General features: G+C 44.3%; 21 protein-coding genes. 18 read left to right on the top strand and 3 right to left on the bottom strand.

The window, feature by feature from the left end:
* Nucleotides 1-215 precede the first annotated feature (215 nt).
* A complete protein-coding gene (gene brnQ, locus AB8613_RS06020) occupies nt 216-1,529 on the top strand; it encodes a branched-chain amino acid transport system II carrier protein (protein ID WP_327784224.1) in 1,314 nt (437 codons plus the stop codon).
* 130 nt (nt 1,530-1,659) lie between these two features.
* Here brnQ and fldB read toward each other — a convergent pair whose 3' ends face one another.
* The gene (gene fldB, locus AB8613_RS06015) at nt 1,660-2,181 is read right to left on the bottom strand and encodes a flavodoxin FldB (RefSeq protein ID WP_372384651.1); all 522 of its coding nucleotides are present in this window, start codon (nt 2,179-2,181) and stop codon (nt 1,660-1,662) included.
* A gap of 150 nt (nt 2,182-2,331) precedes the next feature.
* Between fldB and xerD the strand changes: the two genes are divergently transcribed.
* The 8 genes from xerD to AB8613_RS05975 all read left to right on the top strand — a co-directional run bounded on the left by xerD (nt 2,332) and on the right by AB8613_RS05975 (nt 11,795).
* Nucleotides 2,332-3,246, top strand: a complete 915-nt coding sequence (gene xerD / locus AB8613_RS06010) for a site-specific tyrosine recombinase XerD (protein ID WP_285955162.1) — start codon at nt 2,332-2,334, stop codon at nt 3,244-3,246.
* Between the two features lie 26 nt (nt 3,247-3,272).
* Nucleotides 3,273-4,052: a thioredoxin fold domain-containing protein gene (locus AB8613_RS06005; RefSeq protein ID WP_327784223.1), complete on the top strand. Its 780-nt coding sequence runs from the start codon at nt 3,273-3,275 to the stop codon at nt 4,050-4,052.
* A gap of 81 nt (nt 4,053-4,133) precedes the next feature.
* Nucleotides 4,134-5,870, top strand: a complete 1,737-nt coding sequence (gene recJ, locus AB8613_RS06000) for a single-stranded-DNA-specific exonuclease RecJ (RefSeq protein WP_285955164.1) — start codon at nt 4,134-4,136, stop codon at nt 5,868-5,870.
* A gap of 236 nt (nt 5,871-6,106) precedes the next feature.
* Nucleotides 6,107-7,205, top strand: a protein-coding gene (prfB, locus tag AB8613_RS05995; protein WP_102300662.1) for a peptide chain release factor 2 whose coding sequence is annotated in 2 segments (ribosomal slippage) — nt 6,107-6,181 and nt 6,183-7,205 — 1,098 coding nt in all. Because the reading frame shifts where the segments join, the coding sequence is not laid out codon by codon here.
* 98 nt (nt 7,206-7,303) lie between these two features.
* Entirely contained in the window at nt 7,304-8,836 is a 1,533-nt protein-coding gene (gene lysS / locus AB8613_RS05990; protein ID WP_060983067.1) for a lysine--tRNA ligase, read from the top strand.
* Between the two features lie 271 nt (nt 8,837-9,107).
* Entirely contained in the window at nt 9,108-10,442 is a 1,335-nt protein-coding gene (gene vpsR, locus AB8613_RS05985; protein WP_372384650.1) for a cyclic-di-GMP-binding transcriptional regulator VpsR, read from the top strand.
* A 585-nt stretch (nt 10,443-11,027) separates the two neighbouring features.
* Nucleotides 11,028-11,279 carry a hypothetical protein gene (locus tag AB8613_RS05980; RefSeq protein WP_004735015.1) on the top strand — a complete coding sequence of 84 codons (252 nt, stop codon included), beginning with the start codon at nt 11,028-11,030 and terminating at the stop codon, nt 11,277-11,279.
* Nucleotides 11,280-11,483: 204 nt separating this feature from the next.
* On the top strand, nt 11,484-11,795 hold the full coding sequence (locus AB8613_RS05975) for a DUF6482 family protein (protein ID WP_004735016.1): 312 nt from the start codon (nt 11,484-11,486) through the stop codon (nt 11,793-11,795).
* A 69-nt stretch (nt 11,796-11,864) separates the two neighbouring features.
* Here AB8613_RS05975 and mutH read toward each other — a convergent pair whose 3' ends face one another.
* Nucleotides 11,865-12,530 (bottom strand): DNA mismatch repair endonuclease MutH, encoded by a 666-nt coding sequence (gene mutH / locus AB8613_RS05970; RefSeq protein ID WP_239717378.1) that lies wholly within the window; start codon nt 12,528-12,530, stop codon nt 11,865-11,867.
* Between the two features lie 615 nt (nt 12,531-13,145).
* Between mutH and rppH the strand changes: the two genes are divergently transcribed.
* The 7 genes from rppH (at nt 13,146) to AB8613_RS05935 (ending at nt 20,669) form a co-directional block, all read left to right on the top strand.
* Nucleotides 13,146-13,664: an RNA pyrophosphohydrolase gene (rppH, locus tag AB8613_RS05965; RefSeq protein WP_017059335.1), complete on the top strand. Its 519-nt coding sequence runs from the start codon at nt 13,146-13,148 to the stop codon at nt 13,662-13,664.
* A 2-nt stretch (nt 13,665-13,666) separates the two neighbouring features.
* Entirely contained in the window at nt 13,667-15,916 is a 2,250-nt protein-coding gene (ptsP, locus tag AB8613_RS05960; protein ID WP_048615014.1) for a phosphoenolpyruvate--protein phosphotransferase, read from the top strand.
* 8 nt (nt 15,917-15,924) lie between these two features.
* On the top strand, nt 15,925-16,716 hold the full coding sequence (locus AB8613_RS05955) for a sulfite exporter TauE/SafE family protein (protein WP_372384649.1): 792 nt from the start codon (nt 15,925-15,927) through the stop codon (nt 16,714-16,716).
* Nucleotides 16,717-16,773: 57 nt separating this feature from the next.
* Nucleotides 16,774-17,595, top strand: a complete 822-nt coding sequence (gene lgt, locus AB8613_RS05950; protein ID WP_008221585.1) for a prolipoprotein diacylglyceryl transferase — start codon at nt 16,774-16,776, stop codon at nt 17,593-17,595.
* Between the two features lie 9 nt (nt 17,596-17,604).
* Nucleotides 17,605-18,456, top strand: coding sequence for a thymidylate synthase (locus tag AB8613_RS05945; protein WP_102425317.1), 852 nt, complete (start codon nt 17,605-17,607; stop codon nt 18,454-18,456).
* A 124-nt stretch (nt 18,457-18,580) separates the two neighbouring features.
* Nucleotides 18,581-19,975: a transcriptional regulator gene (locus tag AB8613_RS05940; RefSeq protein ID WP_372384648.1), complete on the top strand. Its 1,395-nt coding sequence runs from the start codon at nt 18,581-18,583 to the stop codon at nt 19,973-19,975.
* Between the two features lie 217 nt (nt 19,976-20,192).
* Nucleotides 20,193-20,669, top strand: coding sequence for a hypothetical protein (locus tag AB8613_RS05935; RefSeq protein WP_146490558.1), 477 nt, complete (start codon nt 20,193-20,195; stop codon nt 20,667-20,669).
* A gap of 265 nt (nt 20,670-20,934) precedes the next feature.
* Here AB8613_RS05935 and AB8613_RS05930 read toward each other — a convergent pair whose 3' ends face one another.
* Nucleotides 20,935-22,080 (bottom strand): Na/Pi symporter, encoded by a 1,146-nt coding sequence (locus AB8613_RS05930; protein WP_048662115.1) that lies wholly within the window; start codon nt 22,078-22,080, stop codon nt 20,935-20,937.
* Between the two features lie 389 nt (nt 22,081-22,469).
* Between AB8613_RS05930 and nhaR the strand changes: the two genes are divergently transcribed.
* Together nhaR and AB8613_RS05920 are read left to right on the top strand one after the other, a co-directional pair.
* The gene (gene nhaR / locus AB8613_RS05925) at nt 22,470-23,360 is read left to right on the top strand and encodes a transcriptional activator NhaR (protein ID WP_146490559.1); all 891 of its coding nucleotides are present in this window, start codon (nt 22,470-22,472) and stop codon (nt 23,358-23,360) included.
* Nucleotides 23,361-23,460: 100 nt separating this feature from the next.
* Nucleotides 23,461-23,754 (top strand): metalloregulator ArsR/SmtB family transcription factor, encoded by a 294-nt coding sequence (locus tag AB8613_RS05920; protein ID WP_004735028.1) that lies wholly within the window; start codon nt 23,461-23,463, stop codon nt 23,752-23,754.
* The last annotated feature ends 79 nt before the right edge of the window (nt 23,755-23,833 follow it).

The following is a 23,833-nucleotide window of genomic DNA, read 5'->3' as shown; positions in this document are numbered from 1 at the left end:
GTTAGTTTATAATTGTGGCTATTTTTCTATAGCTAGTGGAATCCACTGCTTTTTGTTCTCATATGCAAATTTATATGGTGTTTTTGTGTGGTGACTTGTAGCTAGCCAGTTGTTTCGTCATTATGCGCGACTATTTTATAGATTGATTGGCAGCTTTGAGCTGTAACATTCATGTAAGCACAACATAAATTCATAAATATAATTAAGGATTATCTGTGAAACAGAGTCTAAAACTAACAGATATAATGGCATTGGGCTTTATGCTTTTTGCGTTTTTCTTGGGTGCGGGTAACATCATCTTCCCACCTCTAGCTGGCCAATTAGCCGGTGATCACTTCCTTCCAGCGATGTCTGGTTTTCTGCTGACTGCCGTTGGTCTGCCGTTAATCACTATCGTCGCGGTCGCAGTGGCTGGTGGCTCTTGGGGTCACTTAACTAAAGATCTTCCTAAGAAAGCAGCAACCATCATGGCTGTACTGATCTTTATCATTATCGGTCCTGCATTTGCTGCACCACGTACCGGCCTTGTTGCCTATGAGATGGCGGTGAAACCGTTCTTCATCGATGCCTCTCAAGCTCACCTAACTCTCTTTTCGATTGCATTTTTTGTAGTAGCGATGTTTTTCTCTTGGTCGCAAGGTAAGCTTATTGACGTCATTGGCAAGGTACTAACACCAGCACTGTTTGTTGGTTTGGTTGTACTGGCGATTGCTGTATTCGTTAATCCTCAAGGCGATATTCTTGCGGCTCACGGTGAGTACATCACTCAGCCACTGACCAAAGGTTTCCTGGAAGGTTACAACACCATGGATACTTTTGCTGCTTTGATGTTTGGTATGCTGATTGTTGATGCGATTCGTAGCAAGGGCATTACTGACCGTGCAGCGACAACTAAGTACCTAATTAGCGCGGGTTGTATTGCCGCAACGGGTCTAGCGTTTGTTTACATCTCTCTATTCTTCCTGGGTGCAACAAGTGCAACAGTAGCAGCCGGCGCGGACAATGGCGGTGCTATCTTAAGCCTTTACGTTCAATCGTTGTTTGGTCCTTCTGGTCAGCTAGTACTTTCTGTGATCGTACTGTTGGCGTGTCTAACGACGGCGATTGGTCTTGTGTCAGCATGTTCTGATTACTTCAGCTCACTAACGCCTCTGTCTTACAAGACTTGGGTAATCATCAATGGTGTAGCTTGTGCAACTGTTGCGAACGTTGGCCTTTCTCAATTGATTTCTCTGTCTGTACCAGTACTGTTTGCACTGTACCCAGTCGCTATCGCTTTAGTAGCACTGACGTTCTTGCGTAGCCGTTTCCCTAATCCAAAAGCGGCTTACCGCGTGGTGGTATTAGTGTCACTGCTGTTTGCTCTTATTGATGGTGCTAAAGTAGCGGGTGTAGACGTGTCTGCACTTAAGATGCTGCCACTGTTTGAGATTGGTATGGGTTGGTTGCTTCCAACGACTGCTTCAATCATCTGTATGTTCTTTGTTGGGAAATCAACAGAACAAGAGATGGCTGAAGAGACTGTTTAATCTTCCGTTGAGATTAGATTGTCCTTCGAGATGAAATAGAAAAGGCCTCATTACTTCGCAGTAATGAGGCCTTTTTGTATTCTGTGGTCTTTTTATATTCAGCTACTTAGCTGGGGGCACTTCTGTTTGGTTATAGTTTTTCGCTGTACTCAACCAGTACTTGTTCAACCCAGCTTGCGATACGGTCGTCGCTAAGCTCGTATTGTGAATCTTCATCAAGCGCCAAACCAACAAATTGAGATTTGTCTTCCGTTAACGCTTTAGACGCTTCGAATTCGTAGCTGTTATCGTTTGGCCAGAAGCCAACGAACTCTGCTCCTGCGGTTTTCAGTTCATCATGCAATAGACCCATCGCATCTAGGAACCATTCGCCGTAGCCTTCTTGGTCACCCAAACCAAACAGAGCCACAACCTTGCCCTTCATTGGCGTGGTTGCGATGTCTTCCCACAGTTCATTCCAATCTTCTTGGATTTCACCGAAGTCCCAAGTCGAGATGCCCAGCAATAAAAGGTCGTAGTCCGCCATCAATGAAAGAGGGGTTTCTTTCACGTTATGGATATCAACTAGGTCTTCACCAATAATGCCGCGAATTTTCTCTGCTGCCATTTCTGTGTAGCAGGTGGTTGAGCCGTAAAATAATCCAATTTTCATAGCAAACGTTCGATTTTAATTTCAGATGGCGAATTCTAACCATAAATCGACTTCGATTGCAGCGATTATCCGCTCAAGTCGTAATTTTTATGGCATTCATATTTGCTCTGGCATACTCTCAAAACAGTTTCCAATATTGTGAGTAACACTATGCAGTCGCCTCAAGGGCAGAGCGCAGACCACGGTCTCGTTGAGCAGTTTTTAGATGCTATGTGGATGGAGCGAGGATTATCGGAGAATACGCTTGTCTCGTACCGTACTGATTTGTCCAAATTATTAGCGTGGATGGAAAAGAACAATTACCGCCTCGACTTCATTAGCCTTTCAGGTTTACAGGATTATCAAGGTTGGTTAGCCGACGCTGATTTTAAACAGACTTCTCGTGCTCGTATGTTGTCGGCAATTCGTCGCCTGTTTCAATACTTACATCGCGAGAAAATCAGAGGTGATGATCCAAGCGCATTGTTGATCAGCCCGAAGCTGCCGCAACGCTTGCCAAAAGATTTGAGCGAAGAACAGGTTGATGCTTTGCTTGATGCACCTGATCCGAACGATCCAATTGAGCTTCGCGATAAGGCGATGCTTGAGTTACTCTATGCTACCGGTTTGCGTGTGACAGAACTTGTCAGTTTGACGATGGAAAACATCAGCCTAAGACAAGGCGTGGTGCGCGTTATTGGTAAGGGTGGCAAAGAGCGCTTGGTTCCAATGGGCGAAAATGCGGTGGATTGGATCGAGACATTTATTGAACAAGGTCGCCCGCAGTTGCTTGGCGAAAACAGTTCTGATGTGGTTTTTCCGAGTAAACGCGCTAAGCAAATGACCCGTCAGACGTTTTGGTATCGTATCAAACATTACTCGGTCGTCGCTGGTATCGACACGGAGCTATTGTCACCACACGTATTGAGACACGCTTTTGCGACTCATTTACTGAACTATGGTGCAGATCTCAGGGTCGTACAGATGTTACTTGGGCATAGTGACTTATCGACAACCCAAATTTATACTCACGTGGCGACTGAAAGGCTGAAGCAAATTCACGCACAGCATCACCCACGTGCTTAAATCCATTTATTTTTAAGGTGAACTTAATGAGCGTATTACGCCGTCTTCCTCTATTAGCGCTTCCTCTGATGATTACTGCATGTAATGCATCAGAAGCGAAAGTAGAAACAACATCAACAGCCGTAGAAGCTGCTCCAGCTCAAGCTATTGATACTGCAGCGTTAACTAAGCGTTTTGAAAAAATCGGCATTAAGGTCGATAAGATTGTTCCTTCGGATATCGATGGTCTTTTAGAAGTTCAAACCAACAGCGGCATTATCTTTTCTTCTCCAGAGGGCGACCATTTTCTAGCCGGTACACTTTACTCTTTGGATGACAACGGCAAGTTCAGTGATGTTTTGGCTGAGCGTCAAGCTCCGTTGAATGCAGAAAAAGTAGCAGCAATGTCGGATACAGTTATCGAATATAAAGCAGATAACGAAAAGTATGTTGTGACGGTATTTACTGACATTACGTGTGGCTACTGTGTTCGTCTGCACAGCCAAATGCAGGGCTACAACGATCTGGGTATTACCGTTCGTTACATGGCTTACCCACGCCAAGGTGCGACAGGGCAAGTTGCCGATCAAATGGCGGCAATCTGGGCGGCTGATGATCCAAAAACAGCGATGCACGACGCTAAAGTCAACCGTCAAATGCCAGCGTCTGGCAAAGACCTAGCAGAACAGAAGCAGATCATCGCTAAACAGTACCAATTAGGTCGTGAACTTGGCATCAATGGTACACCGGCTATCGTGCTAGCAAGTGGTGAGTTGGTGAGTGGTTACTTACCGCCAGCACAACTGCTTCAACGTTTAGAGCAATAATCTCGTTTTCTGTATTGCCAATTTATCCCCCCATGTTTTTGATTTAAGGAGTGGCCTGATTGATATTGGGCCCATTTTTATATGATAGAGATCCAACGCCGTCCTGAGGTCGACATTTCAGTTTTACCTGCTCACTTACCTGACTTGTTAAAGCGCATCTATGTGAGTCGTGGTATCGACAATGCTGACCAACTAGAGACTGCTGCGAAAGGCTTGCACTCTTATCAGAAACTGGGCGGTATTGATGCTGCAGTTGAGTTGTTGTTCAACGCGATTCAGCATCAAAAACGTATCATCATTGTTGGTGACTTTGATGCTGATGGCGCGACCAGTTCAGCCTTGTCAGTGCTTGCTTTGCGTATGCTGGGCAGCTCTAACGTCGATTATCTGGTACCAAACCGTTTTGAAGATGGTTATGGTTTGAGCCCTGAGGTTGTCGAACAGGCAATCGAGCTTGGCGCTGAAGTGATCATGACGGTTGATAACGGTGTATCTTCGATTGAAGGTGTGCGTTTTGCCAAAGAGAAAGGACTAGAAGTCCTGGTTACCGATCACCACTTGCCGGGTAATGAACTGCCAATGGTTGATGCGATGGTGAACCCGAACCTTGAGAGCTGCGCTTTTCCTTCAAAAGCTCTAGCGGGTGTAGGAGTTGCGTTCTATCTGATGATGGCGCTGTGTGTTCACATGCGTAAGTTGAACTGGTTTGCTCAACACGGCATGACAGAACCTAAGTTGATGGAACTGATTGACCTTGTGGCGTTGGGTACTGTTGCCGATGTTGTTCCGCTCGATGAGAATAACCGAATCTTGGTTCATCAAGGGTTACAACGTATTCGAGCGGGTAAAGCTCGTCCGGGCATTCAAGCCTTGATCGAAATTGCTAAGCGAGACGCTAAGCGTTTGGTGGCGTCTGATTTTGGCTTTGCTCTTGGTCCTCGTATCAATGCAGCTGGTCGACTGGATGACATGTCTTTTGGTGTTGAGCTGCTAATGAGTAACAACATCCATGCTGCGCGTCGTATGGCGAGTGAGTTGGATGGATTGAACCAAACTCGTAAAGAGATCGAAGAGGGCATGAAGCAAGAAGCGATGGCTTTTTGTGAGCGCCTTGAGTTTGGTAAAGACGACCTGCCTTCTGGTTTAGCCCTGTTCCAACGTGATTGGCACCAAGGTGTGATTGGTATCTTGGCTTCGCGTATCAAAGACAAATACCACCGCCCAGTGATTGCGTTTGCAGATGGCGGCGAAGGTAGTATTAAAGGCTCTTGTCGTTCGATTCCGGGTTTGCACATGCGTGATGCTTTAGACCGAATTGACACTCAAAACCCAGGCTTGATTCTTAAGTTTGGTGGCCACGCAATGGCGGCGGGTTTAACCATCATGGAAAAGGATTTTGAACGCTTCAGCAAGCTGTTCAATGATGTCGTGAAGAATGAGCTTGGAGAAACAGCACTGAAGGGCATTATTTTGTCTGATGGTGAGCTGTTACCTGAAGAGTTTTCGATGCACACCGCTGAAACGTTGCGTTCAGGTGGTCCTTGGGGACAAGCATTCCCTGAGCCCATCTTCGACGGTGAGTTTAAAGTGCTACATCAAAAACTGGTGGGTGAAAAGCACCTTAAGCTGATGCTCGAGCCGTTATACAAAGGCCACCCAACCAATGTGATGATTGATGGTATTGCCTTTAACGTGGATTTGCGTCGTTGGCCTGATGCGTCAGTGAAAACGGTTCACCTTGCATTTAAGCTCGATATCAACGAGTTTCGTGGTAACCAATCGCTGCAGTTGATGATTGATCACATCGAAGCTAAATAGCCACCTCTCGGCTGAATAATGTTAATCATTTAGCGCTAAATTCAACAAGCTCTGTTCAAAAACAGGGCTTGTTTTCCTTTCTGCCCTTACAAATTTTAGGTGTTTTTTCTGCCTGTCAATTTTATATCCGATTAAGTTGTTGAATCTTGGTTCACCACTCTAAAAAATTCTGTATCTCCGTCACACTTTTGAGTACAATTCTTCGGTTAAATTCTACTCATAAATGATGAGCTAAAATGTTTGAAATCAATCCTATAAAAAACCGTCTGCAGGATGTGTCTGAGCGCACAAATATCCTGAGGGGGTATCTTTGACTATGACGCTAAGCAAGAGCGTCTAGAAGAAGTAAACGCAGAATTAGAACAACCGGATGTATGGAACGAACCTGAGCGTGCTCAAGCGCTAGGTAAAGAACGTTCTGCATTGGAAGCGGTAGTAGAAACGATCGACCAACTTGACCAAGGTGTTGAGGATGTTGATGGCCTATTAGAGCTTGCGGTTGAAGAAGAAGATCAAGAAACGTTTGACGAAATTGAACCAGAACTGGCTGAGCTAGAAGCTAAGCTAGAGAAGCTGGAATTTCGTCGTATGTTCTCTGGTGATCACGATGCATCAGATTGCTACATCGATTTACAGTCAGGTTCGGGCGGTACAGAAGCTCAAGACTGGACTTCAATGATGTTGCGTATGTACTTACGTTGGGCAGATTCGAAAGGCTTCAAGACTGAAGTTATCGAAGTGTCGGATGGTGATGTTGCTGGCCTTAAAGGCGCAACGGTACGTATTTCTGGTGAGTACGCTTACGGTTGGTTACGCACAGAGACTGGTGTTCACCGTCTAGTTCGTAAGTCACCATTTGATTCAAGTGGTCGTCGTCATACTTCATTTGCATCTGCGTTTATCTATCCTGAGATTGATGACAACATTACGATCGACATTAATCCTTCTGACCTACGTATTGACGTATACCGTGCCTCTGGCGCTGGTGGTCAGCACGTAAACACCACGGAATCGGCGGTACGTATTACTCACGTTCCGACTAACACCGTGGTTCAATGTCAGAATGACCGTTCGCAGCATAAGAACAAAGATCAAGCGATGAAGCAGCTACGTGCTAAGCTTTTTGAACTTGAGATTCAAAAACAAAATGCTGAAAAACAAGCGAGCGAAGAAACCAAATCAGACATCGGTTGGGGCAGTCAAATCCGCTCTTACGTACTGGATGATTCTCGTATCAAAGATTTACGCACCGGCATCGAAAACCGTAATACTCAAGCGGTTCTTGACGGTGACTTAGACAAGTTTATTGAAGCTAGCCTGAAATCAGGTCTGTAAGCTTTACCAACTATTAAGCTTTACCAATAATATTGGTAAAAATGCCTATATTTGCAAAAATATAGCTGTCCAAATTTTAAAAGCAGGGTACATCTCTAATGACTGATGCTGTTCAAAACGAAAACGCACAAGAAGCTTCTTCACCTGAAGAGAACAAACTAATCGCTGAGCGCCGCAGCAAGCTGGATCACATCCGCCAAAACTGCAAAGCTAACGGTCACCCAAATGACTTCCGTCGTGAGCACCTAGCTGGCGATCTTCAAGCGGAATTCGGTGAGAAGACTAAGGAAGAGCTAGAAGAGCTCAACCACATCGTTGCGATCGCTGGTCGTGTTATGGCGAAGCGTGGTCCATTCCTTGCGATTCAAGAAACTTCTGGTCGTATCCAAGCATACGCAGCGAAAGACGTACAAAAAGTACTGAAAGAGAAGTACCAAGGCCTAGATATCGGTGACATCATCGGTGTTAAAGGTGCGCTTCACAAATCAGGTAAAGGTGACCTTTACGTGAACATGGAAGAGTTTGAATTGCTGACTAAAGCACTTCGCCCTCTACCAGAGAAGTTCCACGGTCTAACTGACCAAGAGATGCGTTACCGTCAGCGTTACGTTGACCTAATCGTGAACGAAGATTCTCGCAATGCATTCATCGTGCGTTCTAAGCTTGTATCTTCAATCCGTAACTTCATGAGCTCAAAAGGCTACCTAGAAGTTGAAACGCCAATGATGCACGTGATCCCGGGTGGTGCGACTGCACGTCCATTCATCACTCACCACAATGCACTAGACATCGACATGTACCTACGTGTTGCACCTGAGCTTTACCTTAAGCGTCTAGTGGTTGGTGGTTTTGACCGTGTATTCGAGATCAACCGTAACTTCCGTAACGAAGGTTTGTCTCCGCGTCACAACCCAGAATTCACAATGATGGAATTCTACCAAGCGTACTCTGACTACAAAGACCTTATGGATCTGACTGAAGAGATGTTAAGCACGGCAGCAATGGACGTTCTTGGTTCTACTTCTATGCCTTACGGTGATGAAACAGTTGAGTTCGGTGGCACTTACGCTCGTATGAGCATGTTCGATGCAATCAAACACTACAACCCTGAGCACGCAGAGATTCAAGCGCTAACAGAGGCAGATCTGCAAGACCGTGAGAAGATGGTAGCTATCGCTAAATCTGTACACGTAGACGTAGAAACGTTCTGGACATGTGGTCAGCTTCTTGAAGAGATCTTTGGTGAAACGGCTGAGCCTCAGCTAATTCAACCAACGTTCATCACTGGCTACCCTGCGGACATCTCTCCTCTAGCTCGCCGTAGCGATGACAACCCGTTCTTCACAGACCGTTTTGAATTCTTCATCGGTGGCCGTGAAGTAGCGAACGGCTTCTCTGAGCTTAACGATGCACAAGACCAAGACGAGCGTTTTAAAGCGCAAGTTAACGCGAAAGACGCAGGCGATGACGAAGCAATGTACTACGATGCAGACTACATCACAGCTCTTGAGCACGGCCTACCGCCAACAGCGGGTCAAGGTATCGGTATCGACCGTCTAGCAATGCTATTTACAAACACGCACACAATCCGTGACGTGATCTTGTTCCCGGCAATGCGTCCACAAGCGTAATTCTTGCTTAAGGGTCGTAGCAGCCCACAAAATTAAAAAGCCACCTTCGGGTGGCTTTTTCTGTTTTTGGGCTTCAAAACCTAGTCTGTACCGCACTCTTGATTCGAAAAATCGTTATTTCTGACATAGTCTTACTATTGAGACATAAAATCTAAGATAGTCTCACTACTATACGTCTCTGCGCTGAATACGATCTCGTGGCATTTTGTCGAACGATGAAGCATTGACTCGTATTAGCCTGATTTAAATAAAAATAGAATAAGGAAGAAGGATGGGAACTCAATTTAAGATGGATTCCTTACCAGGTTCTCTTATCGTCGTTGGTGGTGCGTACGAACCCTGGTTATCAGTGTTAGAACAAGTGGGTTGGCAGTGTACCCAGTGTGCAGATTTACGAAAAGCCGATGCCTTGATTGCTGATATCGGCCCATGTATTGGTATTGTCGATCTTAGTCATGATGAGTTCAGTCTCAATGGTATTGCTAACCTTGTGAGCAATAACAAGCAGGTGAGATGGCTCGCCTTTATCCGTGAATCTCAATTAAGCTCTGATACGATCTGCCAGTTTATCGTTAACTTCTGTATCGACTTTTTCACGGCACCAATACCAGATGCTCAGTTGTTAAGTACCATTGGTCACCAACTAGGTATGCTTAAGCTTGAGCAGAAGGTATGGCCAAACTACGGCATCAATAACAACATGGGCCTACTAGGTGATTCTGTAGCTGTGAAGCGCCTGAGAGACCAAGTGAAGCGTATTGGCCCGACAGATGTAAGTATCTTAATTTATGGCGAGAGTGGGGCAGGTAAAGAGACGATTGCACGTTCTATTCATCAAAACTCGTCACGAGCTCAGAAACCATTTTTAACGGTTAACTGCCGTGCCTTATCTGAAATGAGAATAGAGGCTGAGGTGTTTGGTATTTCAGCACAGCCAGCTACAACACCTTGTATGTTGGAAGAAGCTAACGGTGGAACCATCTTACTCAATGATGTTTTAGCAATGCCGCGCAATCAACAATTGAATCTGTTGCGCTTTTTGCAAGAAGGTAAGATTGAAACCGCGAATGGGCCTAAATCTGTCGATGTACGTATTCTGGCTGCGAATTCCTCTGATATAGAGAAGGCGTTGATCGAAGGTGACTTCAATGAAGAGCTCTACCACTACATCAATGTTCTGCGTATTCATATCCCTAGCCTGAAAGAACGTGTGAGTGATATTTCAGTATTGGCTAATCATTTCCTTCGTGAGTACTCGAAAGAGTTTAATGCTCAGGCTAAGAGCTTTTCAGACGATGCCATTCGTTCGATGAATCGCTATCACTGGCCAGGCAACGTCCGTGAGCTGATGAATCAGATTAAGCGTGTTGTGTTGATGTCTGATGCCGTGATCATTGAGGATCACCAACTCGATTTACCAAAACAGAATGATGAACGCCGTAGCTTGAAAAGCATTCGTGAGCGTTCAGAGCGCGATGCATTGCTGATTGTATTGGAGTCCTATGGTGGACAGGTTTCGTTGGCGGCCAAGGAGCTTGGAGTATCACGAGCAACGATGTACCGTTTGCTGAATAAACACAGCCTTATTTCTGAGGGTGTTGTGTAGAACTCTCTGCTAAGTCATTCAATCTGTTAGTGTAAATTTAAGAGCCACGCATCATGCGTGGCTTTTTTGTTGCTAATCTCTGCGTTTATGTTCGAACAATCGAGAGATGAACTCTCAGTGACTAAGAGAGATATGCTGTGATTTTATATAATTATAGTGAATATCTTATATATAAATGAATATGCAACTGATATTTTAGGTGAATGCATTGTTTTGAAAATGTTAACCAATTATTGGTTGAATAATATACTCACTTGGTTAGACTTTAACCGTGAAAGCAGCGATTTAACAAAGACTTGTCTGCTTCTACTACCCATTTCTTTTTGGATTTTTTAGTTAGTTTGGAGGCGCAAATGAAACATTTCGATTTTATACAGCATATTTGCGCTTCGTTTGATCCGTGTTCTGACATGGTGACTGTTATGTCACAAACATCAGCCATGGCCGATCGAAACACCCAAGATAAACCTAACTAATAGATCCGTATCCTTATTTGGCTGCGGAAAAATAGCAGCTAAATGAGAAGCCCTCATACTATCTAATACGCTATTTTTCCTCAGTTTATTCAACAACTGGAGAGTTATTATGCGTCACTCAGTATATTTAAAATTAGCAACAGTCCTTATCCGTGCAGACCTTCGTCGTGAAGAGCGTGAATGGCAACGAAAAGTTCGTCGTAGTTCATATGATCTACCATGGAACAATACTCACTTATTAAGAGATATTGGTCTTGAAGCTGACGGTCGACCTATTGGTTTTTCTGAGCCAGAAGTCGTTACTATTGAACGTCGAGTACGTCACCTTCGTCGTGTTCTAAGTGCTCGAATACCGACGTAATCTGCGGGGTTGATAGCACCTTTCAACCCCTTAGATAAGTCACAGGGATAGTTATGGCGTCGAAAGTGTAAGCTTTTGAACTAGAACTGACCAAAAAAGAGAAGCTTTTGCTTCTCTTTTTTGGTTTTTTAATCGAGAAAAATCAACACGCCCTAGTAAAGAAATAGAGTTCTACTAAGCTTTAGAGAGCAAGGGAGGCTGGCTATGCAAAAGCATCAATTAGACATGTGGTTACATGGAGAGCACAAAGACTCTTATCAAACCCCCAAAGTGTACGTTATTGGTTGTTCTGATATCTCAGAGTATCTATTGGCGGTGGAGTATAAACACAAGCTAGAACCGGTAAAGCAAGATGGCGAGCCGCTTCACTTTGGATCCTTGGATCAAGTGAAAGAGGAGTTACTCCGGCTCGGCTTTGAAAAGGCCTACCTTCGTTTGCACAACGCATATGACGAGTTTGGTAATGAACCAAGCCAAAGCTACTGCGACATTGAACTGGCGCTCAAACCTCATTAGAACTCGTTTTTTAGTACCGACGGTTTATAACATATTGATCATCAGATCTTTGAGGCGTGTTAAAACGACCTATGCGTAGTGTGTCGTCAGCAATTTGTGGGTGAATTGAGTTCGTAGATAGAAACCACGTGGTTTAGTTTTGATTGGTTTTCCACTTGCACCGTAAGCTTCTGTTAACACTCGACTGTTGGCGGCTTTTGGACGTAAATGCAGTGCTTCACCGTGCCTTGCTGTTATCTGTTCAACATTGCCTAACACGATCAATTCCATCAGTTCTTCCCAATCCCTTTTTAGCAGCTCATCTTCAGCTTCGCTTGGTGTCCATAGCAAAGGGGAGCCTACATGCCTTTCTGCCAATGGGATCTCTCTTTCTCCCTCAACAGGGATCCACAACACTTTGGATAGCTTGTTACGAACGTGACTGGTTTCCCAGGTAATGCCTTGCACACCCATTAGCGGTGCGACACACACAAAGGTGGTTTCGAGTGGCTTTCCAGAGTAGCCAATCGGAATGCTTTTGAGCTCAATACCTAGCTTGGCAAAATCTTGTTCTGGCTTACTGCCAGCAGGTGCGCCTAAGTGCCATTCCAATAGCTGCCCAACCCAGCCTTTATCGCGCTTAAGGTCGTTTGGCATCACCATCTCGGCTTCATCGGCAAGCTCTTTAAAGGTCATTCCGGCGATAGCATACGCTCGCTCTAACAGCTCTTGTTGTGTTTGTGGTTCTGGTTTCATAATAAAAGGCATGATCAAAAAAACGATTTTATCAGAAGTTACCACCAAATGACGACTGGTTAAGAAATGATCTCCTTGCGATGAAGGGATCAAAATCAGGGTTATCCACAGGACATAAAGGTAATTAATTGAAATATTAATTTAGTGGATAAATAAACAGGGGTTTATGGTGGATAAAATGCTTGCCAAATGGGGTTCAAAATGAATCTTTCACTTGGTAGTGTGGATAAACATCGGAGTGGTTGATCTTTAACCATGTCAGATTTCTGAAAGATCTTTTACATTGCTAATGTTTTTTAAAACCAAAATAATATTTTAATTTATTGATTTGTATGGAAATAAAATGAATTTGATTGATTTGTCGTTTTTGGTGTTGATGAATCTATGGATTAAAAAAAACGATTGCGGGTAATTCTTCACATAGTTATTCACAGAAAAGGTGAATAAATGTGGTCTATGTCTCACTATTGTGTGGGTAACTAGAACTTGAGCAAAACTTATCCATATTCCTAGTTATTATTCATAAATATAGCGCTTATCACGTCACTAAGTTTGCTCCGATTGGGGATATGTGGAAAAATCAGAGTAATTAAAAATTTAGATAGAGGTTGGCCAGTGATAGATGGCGATGGTTACCGATTAAATGTTGGTATTGTAATCTGTAACAACCATGGTCAGGTCTTCTGGGCTAAACGATACGGGCAACATTCATGGCAATTCCCTCAAGGGGGAATAGATGAAGGTGAGACTCCGGAACAAGCAATGTACCGCGAGTTGTATGAAGAGGTTGGCCTTACCAAAAAGGATGTAAAGATCGTCGCGACAAGTCGTCATTGGTTACGCTACAAGCTACCCAAACGACTGGTTCGGTGGGATTCTAAACCTGTCTGTATTGGACAAAAACAGAAGTGGTTCCTTTTGCGCTTAGATTGCGATGAATCGCATATCAATATGCAGCGTGGAAGTACACCTGAGTTTGATGGTTGGCGTTGGGTGAGTTACTGGTACCCAGTTCGACAAGTTGTTTCTTTCAAGCGAGATGTGTACCGTCGAGCGATGAAAGAGTTCGCATCTTTAGCAATGCCGTTTAAAGAGCGAAAAATAAAAGGAAAGCGCAAATTGCGTAGAGGTTAAGCATGCTCAGTCAACTAAGGGAAATAGTTGAACACGTATCAAGAGTTGAAGATGTGTCGACGGCTCTTGATATTTTGGTTAAAGAGACATGCAGTGCGATGCAGACGGAATGTTGCACCGTGTATTTGGCAAATAATGATATGCAGCGCCTTGAGTTGATGGCAACTCAAGGCCTGATCTTCAAAGGTAATAGCATTCACATTGGTTTTGACGAAGGTCTGGTTGGCCTTGTTAAAAGAAGTGCTGAACCTATCAACCTTGCACAAGCGTCTGCTCACCCTGCTTATAAGTTTTTTCCAGAGCTTGGAGAAAACGTCTATCACTCTTTTCTCGGCACTCCGATTATCCACCGCAAGCAAGTGCTTGGTGTATTGGTTATTCAACAGAAGACCCCTCGTTTATTCAGTGAGATGGAAGAATCTTTCCTTGTCACGCTCTCAGCACAACTTGCCGTTATTGTGGCGCACGCCCAAACTCAAGGTCATTGGCTGTTAGAGCAACAGAAACTACCTGCGACTAAAGGTATTGCAGCTTCATCGGGTGTGGCGATTGGTGATTTGTGGTGGGACAATACTCAGCCTGAACTCACCGATGTTTATCCTGCTTCGACGCTCAATGTAGAGAGAGAGCATGAGTTGTTGGCGGTAGCGGTTGAAAACGCCCTCAATGACTTTAAGCGCATGCGAAAGCGCTTAGATAGCGAAATCAATAAAGATGCGTTGGCGATCTTTGACCTGTTTACTCACTTACTCAACGATCCTATGTTGCGTAAGGATCTGAAGAGTCAAATTCAGAAGGGCGATAAAGCCGATTGGGCATTAAGACAGGTTGTTGAGAGCTATTCGAATCGCTTTGCTCGTATGTCAGATGTGTATCTTCGTGAGAGAGCGCAAGATATCCGAGAGCTCGGACAAAGGCTGCTCTATTTCCTCCATAACTCTGAACATGAACTCCGCACCTTAGATAAGCCGATTATTCTAGTGGTTCGTGAGTTAACCGCTTCGGTATTAGCGTCTATTCCCAAAGAAAAGCTCTTGGCGGTTATTTCTTTGGAAGGGGCGGCGAACTCGCACGCAGCGATTTTATCTCGAGCGCTTGGCATACCTTCAGTCATGGGGGTAAATCTCAACCTAGCTCAAGCTAATGGTAAGCGAGCGATTGTTGATGGGTATAGCGGTGAGATCTTTATTGAGCCGACTAAAAGCCTGCTCAAAGAGTATCGAGGGCTGATTCTGGAAGAGAGTGAGCTCTCCTCTATGGTCAATCGCGAGCTGTACCTTCCGGCAAAAACCCAAGACGACAAGCAAGTCGAGATCCTGCTTAATGCGGGCTTGAGTGCAGACACTAACATCGCTATCAACCAAGGCGTTGATGGAGTAGGGCTGTATCGAACTGAAATCTCTTTCTTGTTGCAGCAAAGATTCCCGTCAGAGGATGAACAATTCAAGCAGTATCGTTCTGTGCTGGCAAGTTACCCAGAGAAACAAGTGGTGATGCGTACACTCGATATCGGTGGTGATAAGGCCTTACCTTATTTTCCTATCGAAGAGGACAATCCATTCCTTGGTTGGCGTGGTATTCGTTTTACGCTCGATCATCCTGACATCTTTATTATTCAGTTACGTGCCATGCTACGTGCGAGTTGTGAAAGCCATAATTTGAGTATTTTGCTGCCGATGATCTCAGGTGCTCAGGAATTGGATGACGCGCTACAGCTGATTGAACAAGCGTATGACGAAGTGCATGAGCTTGATAACCGAGTGCGTATGCCTCGCGTTGGTATCATGATTGAAGTGCCGTCCATGCTGTACATATTGCCGTTGATTGCGCATAAGGTCGACTTCGTTTCAGTTGGTACCAACGACTTAACCCAATATTTATTAGCGGTTGATCGGAACAATTCACGAGTATCCGATGTCTATGAATCAATGCACCCTGCGGTGATCATGGCATTAAAACAAATTCATGATACTTGTAAGCAATATCAATTACCTGTGTGTATTTGTGGCGAATTAGCCGGTGACCCGATGGGCGCGCTGCTATTGATTGGATTGGGGTATGAGACGTTAAGTATGAATACCTCGAATGTCGCAAGAACCAAATATTTGATTCGTCAATCGAACTTGGCTGAATTACAGGATTTGGCAAATAAGGCACTTTCAAAACCGTATGGTAGTGACATCTATAGTATGATGCTGAACTATTTCGAAGAGCGTGAATTTACAGGCTTCATTCGAGCAGGTAAAAAATAGGATTTAACGTGTCATATGAACTGATAGGCTTGTTAGCAGGCCTTGGTGCTATTGTTGGTGTTTTAGCTGGCTTGCTAGGCATTGGTGGTGGTTTGCTGGTGGTTCCTGCCTTACTGTTTTTGCTTCCTAAAGCGGGTATCCCTCAAGAGTTTGCGATGCAAATGGCATTGGCTACTTCGCTATCAACCATCATCGTTACGTCGGGATCGTCTGCGATTAACCATCTAAAGTTGGGTAACGTAGAGATATTTGTCGTTAAATGGTTGATGCCAGGTGTAGTGATAGGTGGCTTCCTCGGTTCTTTTGTGGCCGATGTGATTCCAGCTCAATACCTACCAAAAATCTTTGGTGTGATTGTCTTGGTATTGGCGTTGCAAATGCTGTTGTCGATTCGCTCTAAGAGCCAAAAATCGATGCCGGGTTCAGCTAAAACCGTGTTGTGTGGTGGTGGGATTGGTTTGGTATCAAGCTTAGCGGGTATTGGCGGTGGGTCTTTATCGGTACCTTTCCTTAACCATCACGGTGTGGAAATGCGTAAAGCCGTCGGCTCATCTTCGGTATGCGGTTGTGTTATCGCGATTTCGGGAATGCTAGGTTTCATTTGGCATGGTTCATCGGTTAACGATTTACCCGCTTTCAGTTTAGGTTACGTTTATCTACCCGCTCTGGTTGCGATATCTTGCACCTCAGTGTTGACCACTCGAATTGGCGCTAAGTTGGCGACTCAACTGCCAACCCCTGTGCTGAAGAAATTCTTTGCGGTATTTTTAATGTTTATAGCAGCTACAATGCTGCTGTAGTGTCTTTTCTGTTAGTTATTGAGCTAACCGTTAATCAATTTAGATAGAGAGCCAAGTATGTCTCAGGGTTTTATCGAATTCCCAAATATCGATCCTGTTCTTATTGAACTAGGACCAATCTCAGTTCGTTGGTACGGCCTAATGTACCTTGTCGGTTTTATGTTTGCTCTTTGGCTAGCAAATCGCCGAGCTGATCAGCCGGGTAGTGGTTGGACTCGCGAGCAAGTCTCAGACTTATTGTTCGCTGGCTTTCTAGGTGTGGTGCTGGGTGGTCGTATTGGCTATGTACTGTTCTACAATTTTGATCTTTTCCTAGCCGACCCACTTTACCTATTCAAAGTGTGGACTGGCGGTATGTCTTTCCACGGCGGGTTGCTTGGTGTTATTACCGCAATGTTCTGGTATGCGAAAAAGAATGGTCGCACTTTCTTTGGCGTCGCAGACATGATTGCACCATTGGTACCCTTTGGTTTAGGTATGGGCCGTTTAGGTAACTTCATGAACAGTGAGCTATGGGGCCGTGTTACGGATGTACCATGGGCTATCGTATTCCCGAATGGCGGTCCACTTCCTCGTCACCCATCTCAGCTTTATGAAATGGCGCTTGAAGGTATTGTGCTGTTCTTCATCTTGAACTGGTTTATCAAAAAGCCGCGTCCTCTTGGTTCTGTATCAGGGTTATTCCTTGCAGGATATGGTACATTCCGCTTCTTAGTAGAATACGTACGTGAACCAGATGCACATCTAGGCTTGTTCGGCGGCTTTATCTCTATGGGACAAATCCTGTCATTGCCAATGGTTATCATCGGTGCGCTGATGATGGTTTGGGCATACAAGCGTGGTCACTACAAAGACGAATTACCACAACAGACGAAGTAAGGAATTGGTGTGAAACAGTATTTAGATCTCTGTCAGCGTATCGTTGATAACGGTACTTGGATTGAAAATGAACGCACGGGCAAGCGCTGCCTAACCGTGATCAATGCTGACCTTGAATATGATGTTGGTAACAACCAGTTCCCACTTGTCACAACGCGTAAGAGCTTTTGGAAAGCGGCAGTTGCTGAACTGCTTGGCTACATCCGTGGTTACGATAATGCTGAAGATTTTCGTAAGCTAGGGACTAAAACTTGGGATGCGAACTCGAACCTGAACGAAGCATGGCTGAATAATCCTTACCGCAAGGGTGAAGATGACATGGGCCGTGTTTATGGCGTTCAAGGCCGTGCATGGGCAAAACCTGACGGCGGTCATATCGACCAACTGAAGAAGATTGTAGATGACCTGACGAATGGTATCGATGACCGTGGTGAGATCTTAAACTTCTACAACCCAGGCGAGTTCCATATGGGATGCTTGCGTCCGTGTATGTACAGCCACCATTTCTCTCTACTTGGTGACACTCTGTACCTAAACAGTACTCAGCGCTCTTGTGATGTACCACTAGGTCTGAACTTCAACATGGTTCAAGTGTACGTGTTCCTAGCGATCATGGCACAAATCACCGGTAAAAAAGCAGGTGTTGCTTACCACAAGCTAGTTAATGCTCATATCTATGAAGATCAACTGGCGCCAATGCGTGATATTCAGCTGAAGCGTGAGCCTTTAGCGGGCCCTACGTTCCATATCAATCCGGAGATTAAGTCTCTAGAAGATTTGGAAACTTGGGTAACGATGGATGACTTCTGGGTTGAAGGTTACGAGTGCCACGAAGCGATTAAGTACCCATTCTCGGTTTAATTGAATCTGTTTTGTTTGATTGAAAGGCTGCCACTGTGCAGCCTTTTTTATTTGTGATGCTTGGCTTGCTTACCATTTATAAAACCAATAACCTTGTGGGGTCTTTTCTAACTACAGAACTGCTATGACTCGCTCGCATTGCTTTGTATTGCAACATGACTTCCCTATTTCATTTTACCCTGATAAGAATCAGTTGGTGATTGATTATGAGGCGATTCATCTAGAGCCATTGCAATCTAAATTGCTGAGCTATTTCATTGAGAATCGTGGGCGAGTGGTGAGTACGCAGCAGATTGCCGCGGATGTGTGGCAAAGAACTCAAGTGTCTGACAACTTGGTCAGACAGGTCATCAGCTTACTGCGCAGTCAGCTTCAGGATAAGTCACGCCCATATCAGATTATTCAGACCATTCCTAAGCAAGGTTACCTGTTCGATGTTGAGGTGACTCAGCCGAGCATCGAACCAACTCCCATCGAGGACGTCTCTCAGCTTGAACCTAAGGCCCTTGTCGCTAAGTCGAAAAAGAAAACCATCGCCCGGATTACAACAGCGGTATTCTCTGTTGGCTTAATAGCTACCTGGGCGTGGCAACTCGATGTCCCAACTAATGACACCACTGTTATTTCTGCTAATCAAAATGATGTAATTCCCGTTTATATCCATGATATAACACTCGATTCTACGAACGATTATGAGATGTCGGAGAGTGTGTATAACTATCTTTTCTATGGGCTGAACTCAGCTAAAAACCTATCGGGTTACCACTTTTCTCAGCTATCTAAACAAGGTAAGCAATCACTGGCCAACAATGGTATCGAACTCAAAGGTTGGCTCAAGCAAAAGGGTGGAGAGTATGTACTGAGCGTACTTGTACAAAACAACCGCCAGCCCAATCAAAGTCAGAAAGTGGAAAAGCGCTTCAGCCAAGATAATTTCTTTGATGCCATTGGGGATGTGATTCTCGAGATCAAAGCCATTATTGCTCCTATGAGCTCAGAATACGGCGTGGCAAGTCATCGAGTGACCTCTATCGAAAACTACGAGGATTGGAGTGTTATCTCTGAGGGGATATCGCTTTTTTACCAAGGCAAAGGTGGTCAGCCATTTGAAGACATAGCGGTTCAGTTGGATGTGATTCAACAGCAAGGGCGAGATAATTATTTGGTCAATGCTTTGCTGTCGTATTCCGAGTCTTTGGCCTATTTGCAAAACAGTGAGCAAGAAGATCGCGAACGCGCTCTGCAATTGGCAAAGCAAGCCTTTGAGATGAACCCACGTTGTGATATTGCCAATCTGACCCTAGGGCTTGCATTGTTAATTAACCAACATGCCAATCAAGCTTTTCCTTACCTTTCTTATGCTGCTGAAAGTACGCCGAGTCCAATTAGCTTTTATCTACTCAGTGTGGCTGACAAGCTATCGGATAATCCAAAAGGCTCACAATACAATTATCAACGCTACACTGAAGTGAAAAAAGAGCATGACGGTCAACTCTTTGATCTTATTGAATCTTTATAAAAACCAAACCTTTTCTAAATGCCTAAACTCTCTTTCAAGCGAAGGTGTTTCATGAGAGCTGATAGCTCCGGTATTCCCGCAAGTTTTTCTTGTGCCAACAGGCTTCTCAACATGTTTGATTATTGTTTGGACTTAGGCTCGATTGCCTTGCATCAAGTGTAAACACGCCGAATTCCACATACTTGTCACCAAATAATTCACTATTTGGGGTACATACATGTTGAAGAAGTTTGCTTTTCAGATCATTCCAATTCAGATTTTCCTGTTCGTCTTTTGGTTCAAAAATGGCTTTATCGATAAAGTGATGGGCGTACTACTTGGCTTCATTTCGCCGGATACCGCATATGCGGGAGACACCTGGGCTGGTTGGAAAGGCTATATTGTAGGCACTTGGGATAAGAGCCAAGTCGGTCATGCTTTACTTAGCCCAACGTTCGACTTTATGTTTCCGATTCTGATTGCGTTGCAATGTGTTCCATTTTTACTGGTTATTCGCTCTGTATTTGCAGGTGAGTTCATGGTCGGGAAAGACCGTCCGTGGTTACTTTATGCTGCATTTTCTTCTTTGTTTGTGACTGCTTGTATGGCTTTCACTCAAACCATCACTGGCGCAAGCGATGGACAGTATCTATGGCAATTTATCGGTTTTGGCATGGTTGCGATCATGTACCTGCGTAATGAGCAGGGTAAGTAGGGTAGCTAGATACGAGTGCACGAGATGCGAGATACGAAGATCTAAGAATAGAAACGAGTAAATGAGATTAGGAATACGAAAAACATACCTAGGTTTGAGTCGGCGATATACCAAGTACGACTATCACAGTTCGTGTTTTTCGTTACTCGCTTACCCGTATCTCTAATCTGCTTCTGGCCCTTCGCTACTCGCATCCGCTGTGCAGAAAAGAAAAAGCCCACAACCTAGGTTGCGGGCTTTGCTATAAGCGATGTTTGTTTTGCTATTAAGCAGTCAGAGCTAACACTGTACCAGGCAGTACAAGGAATACCGCAACAAGGTAGCCTGCTACTACAGATTTGTTCTTCACAGCCATATCCGAAATCATGTCAGCCGCTTTAACTGGAAGTTCACGTAGGAACGGGATTCCGAAGATGAATACCGTTGCCATGATGTTGAACACCAAGTGTACTAGAGCAATTTGTAGTGCGAATACTGCGAACTCACCAGATACTGCTGTTGCTGCAAGTAGAGCGGTAATACATGTACCGATGTTTGCTCCCAGAGTGAATGGGTAAACGTCACGTACTTTAAGAACACCTGAACCTACTAGCGGAACCATCAAGCTTGTTGTCGTAGAAGAAGACTGAACAAGGATAGTAACGATAGAGCCAGAAGCGATACCGTGGATAGGGCCACGACCGATTGCGTTCTTTAGAATCTCACGAGCACGACCAACCATTAGGCTCTTCATTAGCTTACCCATTACTGTGATGGCTACGAAGATAGTCGCAATACCTAGAACGATAAGCATGATGCCGCCAACAGTGTCGCCAAATGTTGATAGAGGCTCTTTAATCGCACTGACTACTGGCTTAGTGATTGGCTTGATGAAGTTAAGACCACCCATGCTCATATCACCTGTTGCTAGCATTGGTGATACTAACCAGTGAGAAATCTTCTCTAGAATACCAAACGCCATCTCTAGTGGTAGGAAGATAGCCACAGCTAATAGGTTAAAGAAGTCGTGAATTGTCGCACTTGCGAATGCACGCTTGAACTCTTCTTTACAACGAACGTGACCAAGGCTAACTAGCGTATTGGTTACCGTAGTACCAATGTTCGCACCCATGATCATTGGGATTGCTAGCTCAACAGGTAAACCACCGGCCACAAGGCCAACGATAATTGAAGTAACTGTACTAGATGACTGAATCAGCGCTGTTGCTACTAAACCAATCATTAAGCCTGCAACTGGGTGTGAAGCAAATTCAAAAAGAACCTTTGCTTGCTCGCCTGTTGCCCATTTGAAGCCTGTACCAACCATTGAAACTGAAAGTAATAGTAGGTAAAGCATGAATGCCAAGTTAGCCCAGCGTAGCCAACGAGTAGTGCTCGAGATAGGCGCTGCTGCAGTAGTAGCTTGGTTCATAATGTATTCTCCATTGGACCGTTTAAGTCTGTGTTTGGTCTGTTTGTTTAATCTGAGCGTGATGTTAGAGAACAAATATTTCAGTAATATTACATTTTGGTTTAGGTTGGTTTTTTTTGTGATGATTTACTGTTTAAATATTTTGACAGTAAATATTGTCATTTTAACTAATTGTTTTTGTTTGGTTTTATGTGATTTGTAACTTGGTGATTTAGATCTTAAAAGTTGGAGAAAAATTGAAAATATTCACTGAAATATTACATTATGAAATCAGACACTTCGTAAAAATAGGTAGTAATACTTAGTTAGGTTTGGTTTTTCCGAGTTTATTGAGTGGCGGTGTCATATTTGATATAAAAGGCTATCTACTCTTTTATTACGGCACATCTATGTCGCACCTCAACTATAACCATCTGTATTACTTCTGGATGGTTTGCAAGCAAGGCTCAGTTACTAAAGCTGCAGAAGCCCTATTCTTAACACCACAAACGGTAACGGGGCAGATAAAAGCCTTAGAAGAGCGCATGGATGGCAAGTTGACCAAGCGTAATGGCCGCAGTGTTGAGCCTACAGAGCTTGGACAGCTGGTCTTTAAATATGCCGATCGTATGTTTGGCCTGAGTTACGAGATGCTGGATATCGTGAATTACAGCCAGCACTCCAATATTTTGTTTGATGTTGGCGTTGCAGATGCACTCTCTAAAAGGCTCGTCAGTAAGATACTGATGTCGACCATTCCCCCTGATAACAGCATTCATTTACGCTGTTTTGAATCGACCCATGAAATGTTACTTGAGCAACTCTCACAACATAAACTCGATATGATCTTGTCTGACTGTCCGGTGGACTCTAGTCAAAGCCCGGGTCTGTTTAGTAAAAAATTGGGTGAGAGTGGAATGAGCTTTTTTAGTTCAGGTCAGGTTGAAGGTGTTAACTTCCCCGCAGTATTAGAACAAAGAAAGCTTTTGATCCCAGGAAGCCGAACTTCGATGGGACGTAAAGTACTGCAATGGTTCGATAGACAAGGACTTAAACCTGATATTTTGGGGGAGTTTGATGACGCGGCATTGATGAAGGCTTTTGCTCGTTATCACGATGACGCAATATTCTTAGCGCCGACGCTTTATATGTCTGAAGTTGAGGAAGATACGTCACTGCAATTATTGTGTGGTATTGAAGAGTTAAAGGAGGAGTACTACGTCATATTTGCTGAGAGGATGATCCAACATCCAGCAGTAAAAAACGTATGCGACGCAGATTTTAGCAAATTGTTCGAGTGAGGCGGTTTGTTAATGAATTGATATCGATTATCATAACGCCACCATATGCCGGAAATACTGATAGCCCGTAGTTGGCGTAAAGGTTGTAGGGAGCCAAACTATGAACTTAAAAGAGATGGAGAAGAACTCAGCGCAAGCTGTGATTCTACTCAAAGCCATGGCCAACGAGCGTCGCTTACAGATCTTGTGCCTATTACATGGTACTGAGCTGTCGGTTGGGGAGTTGTGTGGCAAGTTGGAACTGAGTCAGTCTGCTTTATCTCAACATCTTGCTTGGTTGAGAAGAGATGGTTTGGTCGAAACTCGCAAAGAAGCTCAAACCGTGTATTACACATTGAGCAGCGAAGAAGTCAAAGCGATGATTAATCTACTGCATGGTATTTACTGTAAGTAGCTAATTGCTGGTGGGAGGGGGATTTCTTATCAGCGATGGAATGACACAAGGAAGTGTCAGTATTTCATGTCGAACGTTA

Source organism: Vibrio sp. BS-M-Sm-2 (genome assembly GCF_041504345.1).
GTDB classification, from domain to species: Bacteria; Pseudomonadota; Gammaproteobacteria; order Enterobacterales; family Vibrionaceae; genus Vibrio; species Vibrio satsumensis.
This window is presented reverse-complemented; position numbering and strand designations above follow the sequence as displayed.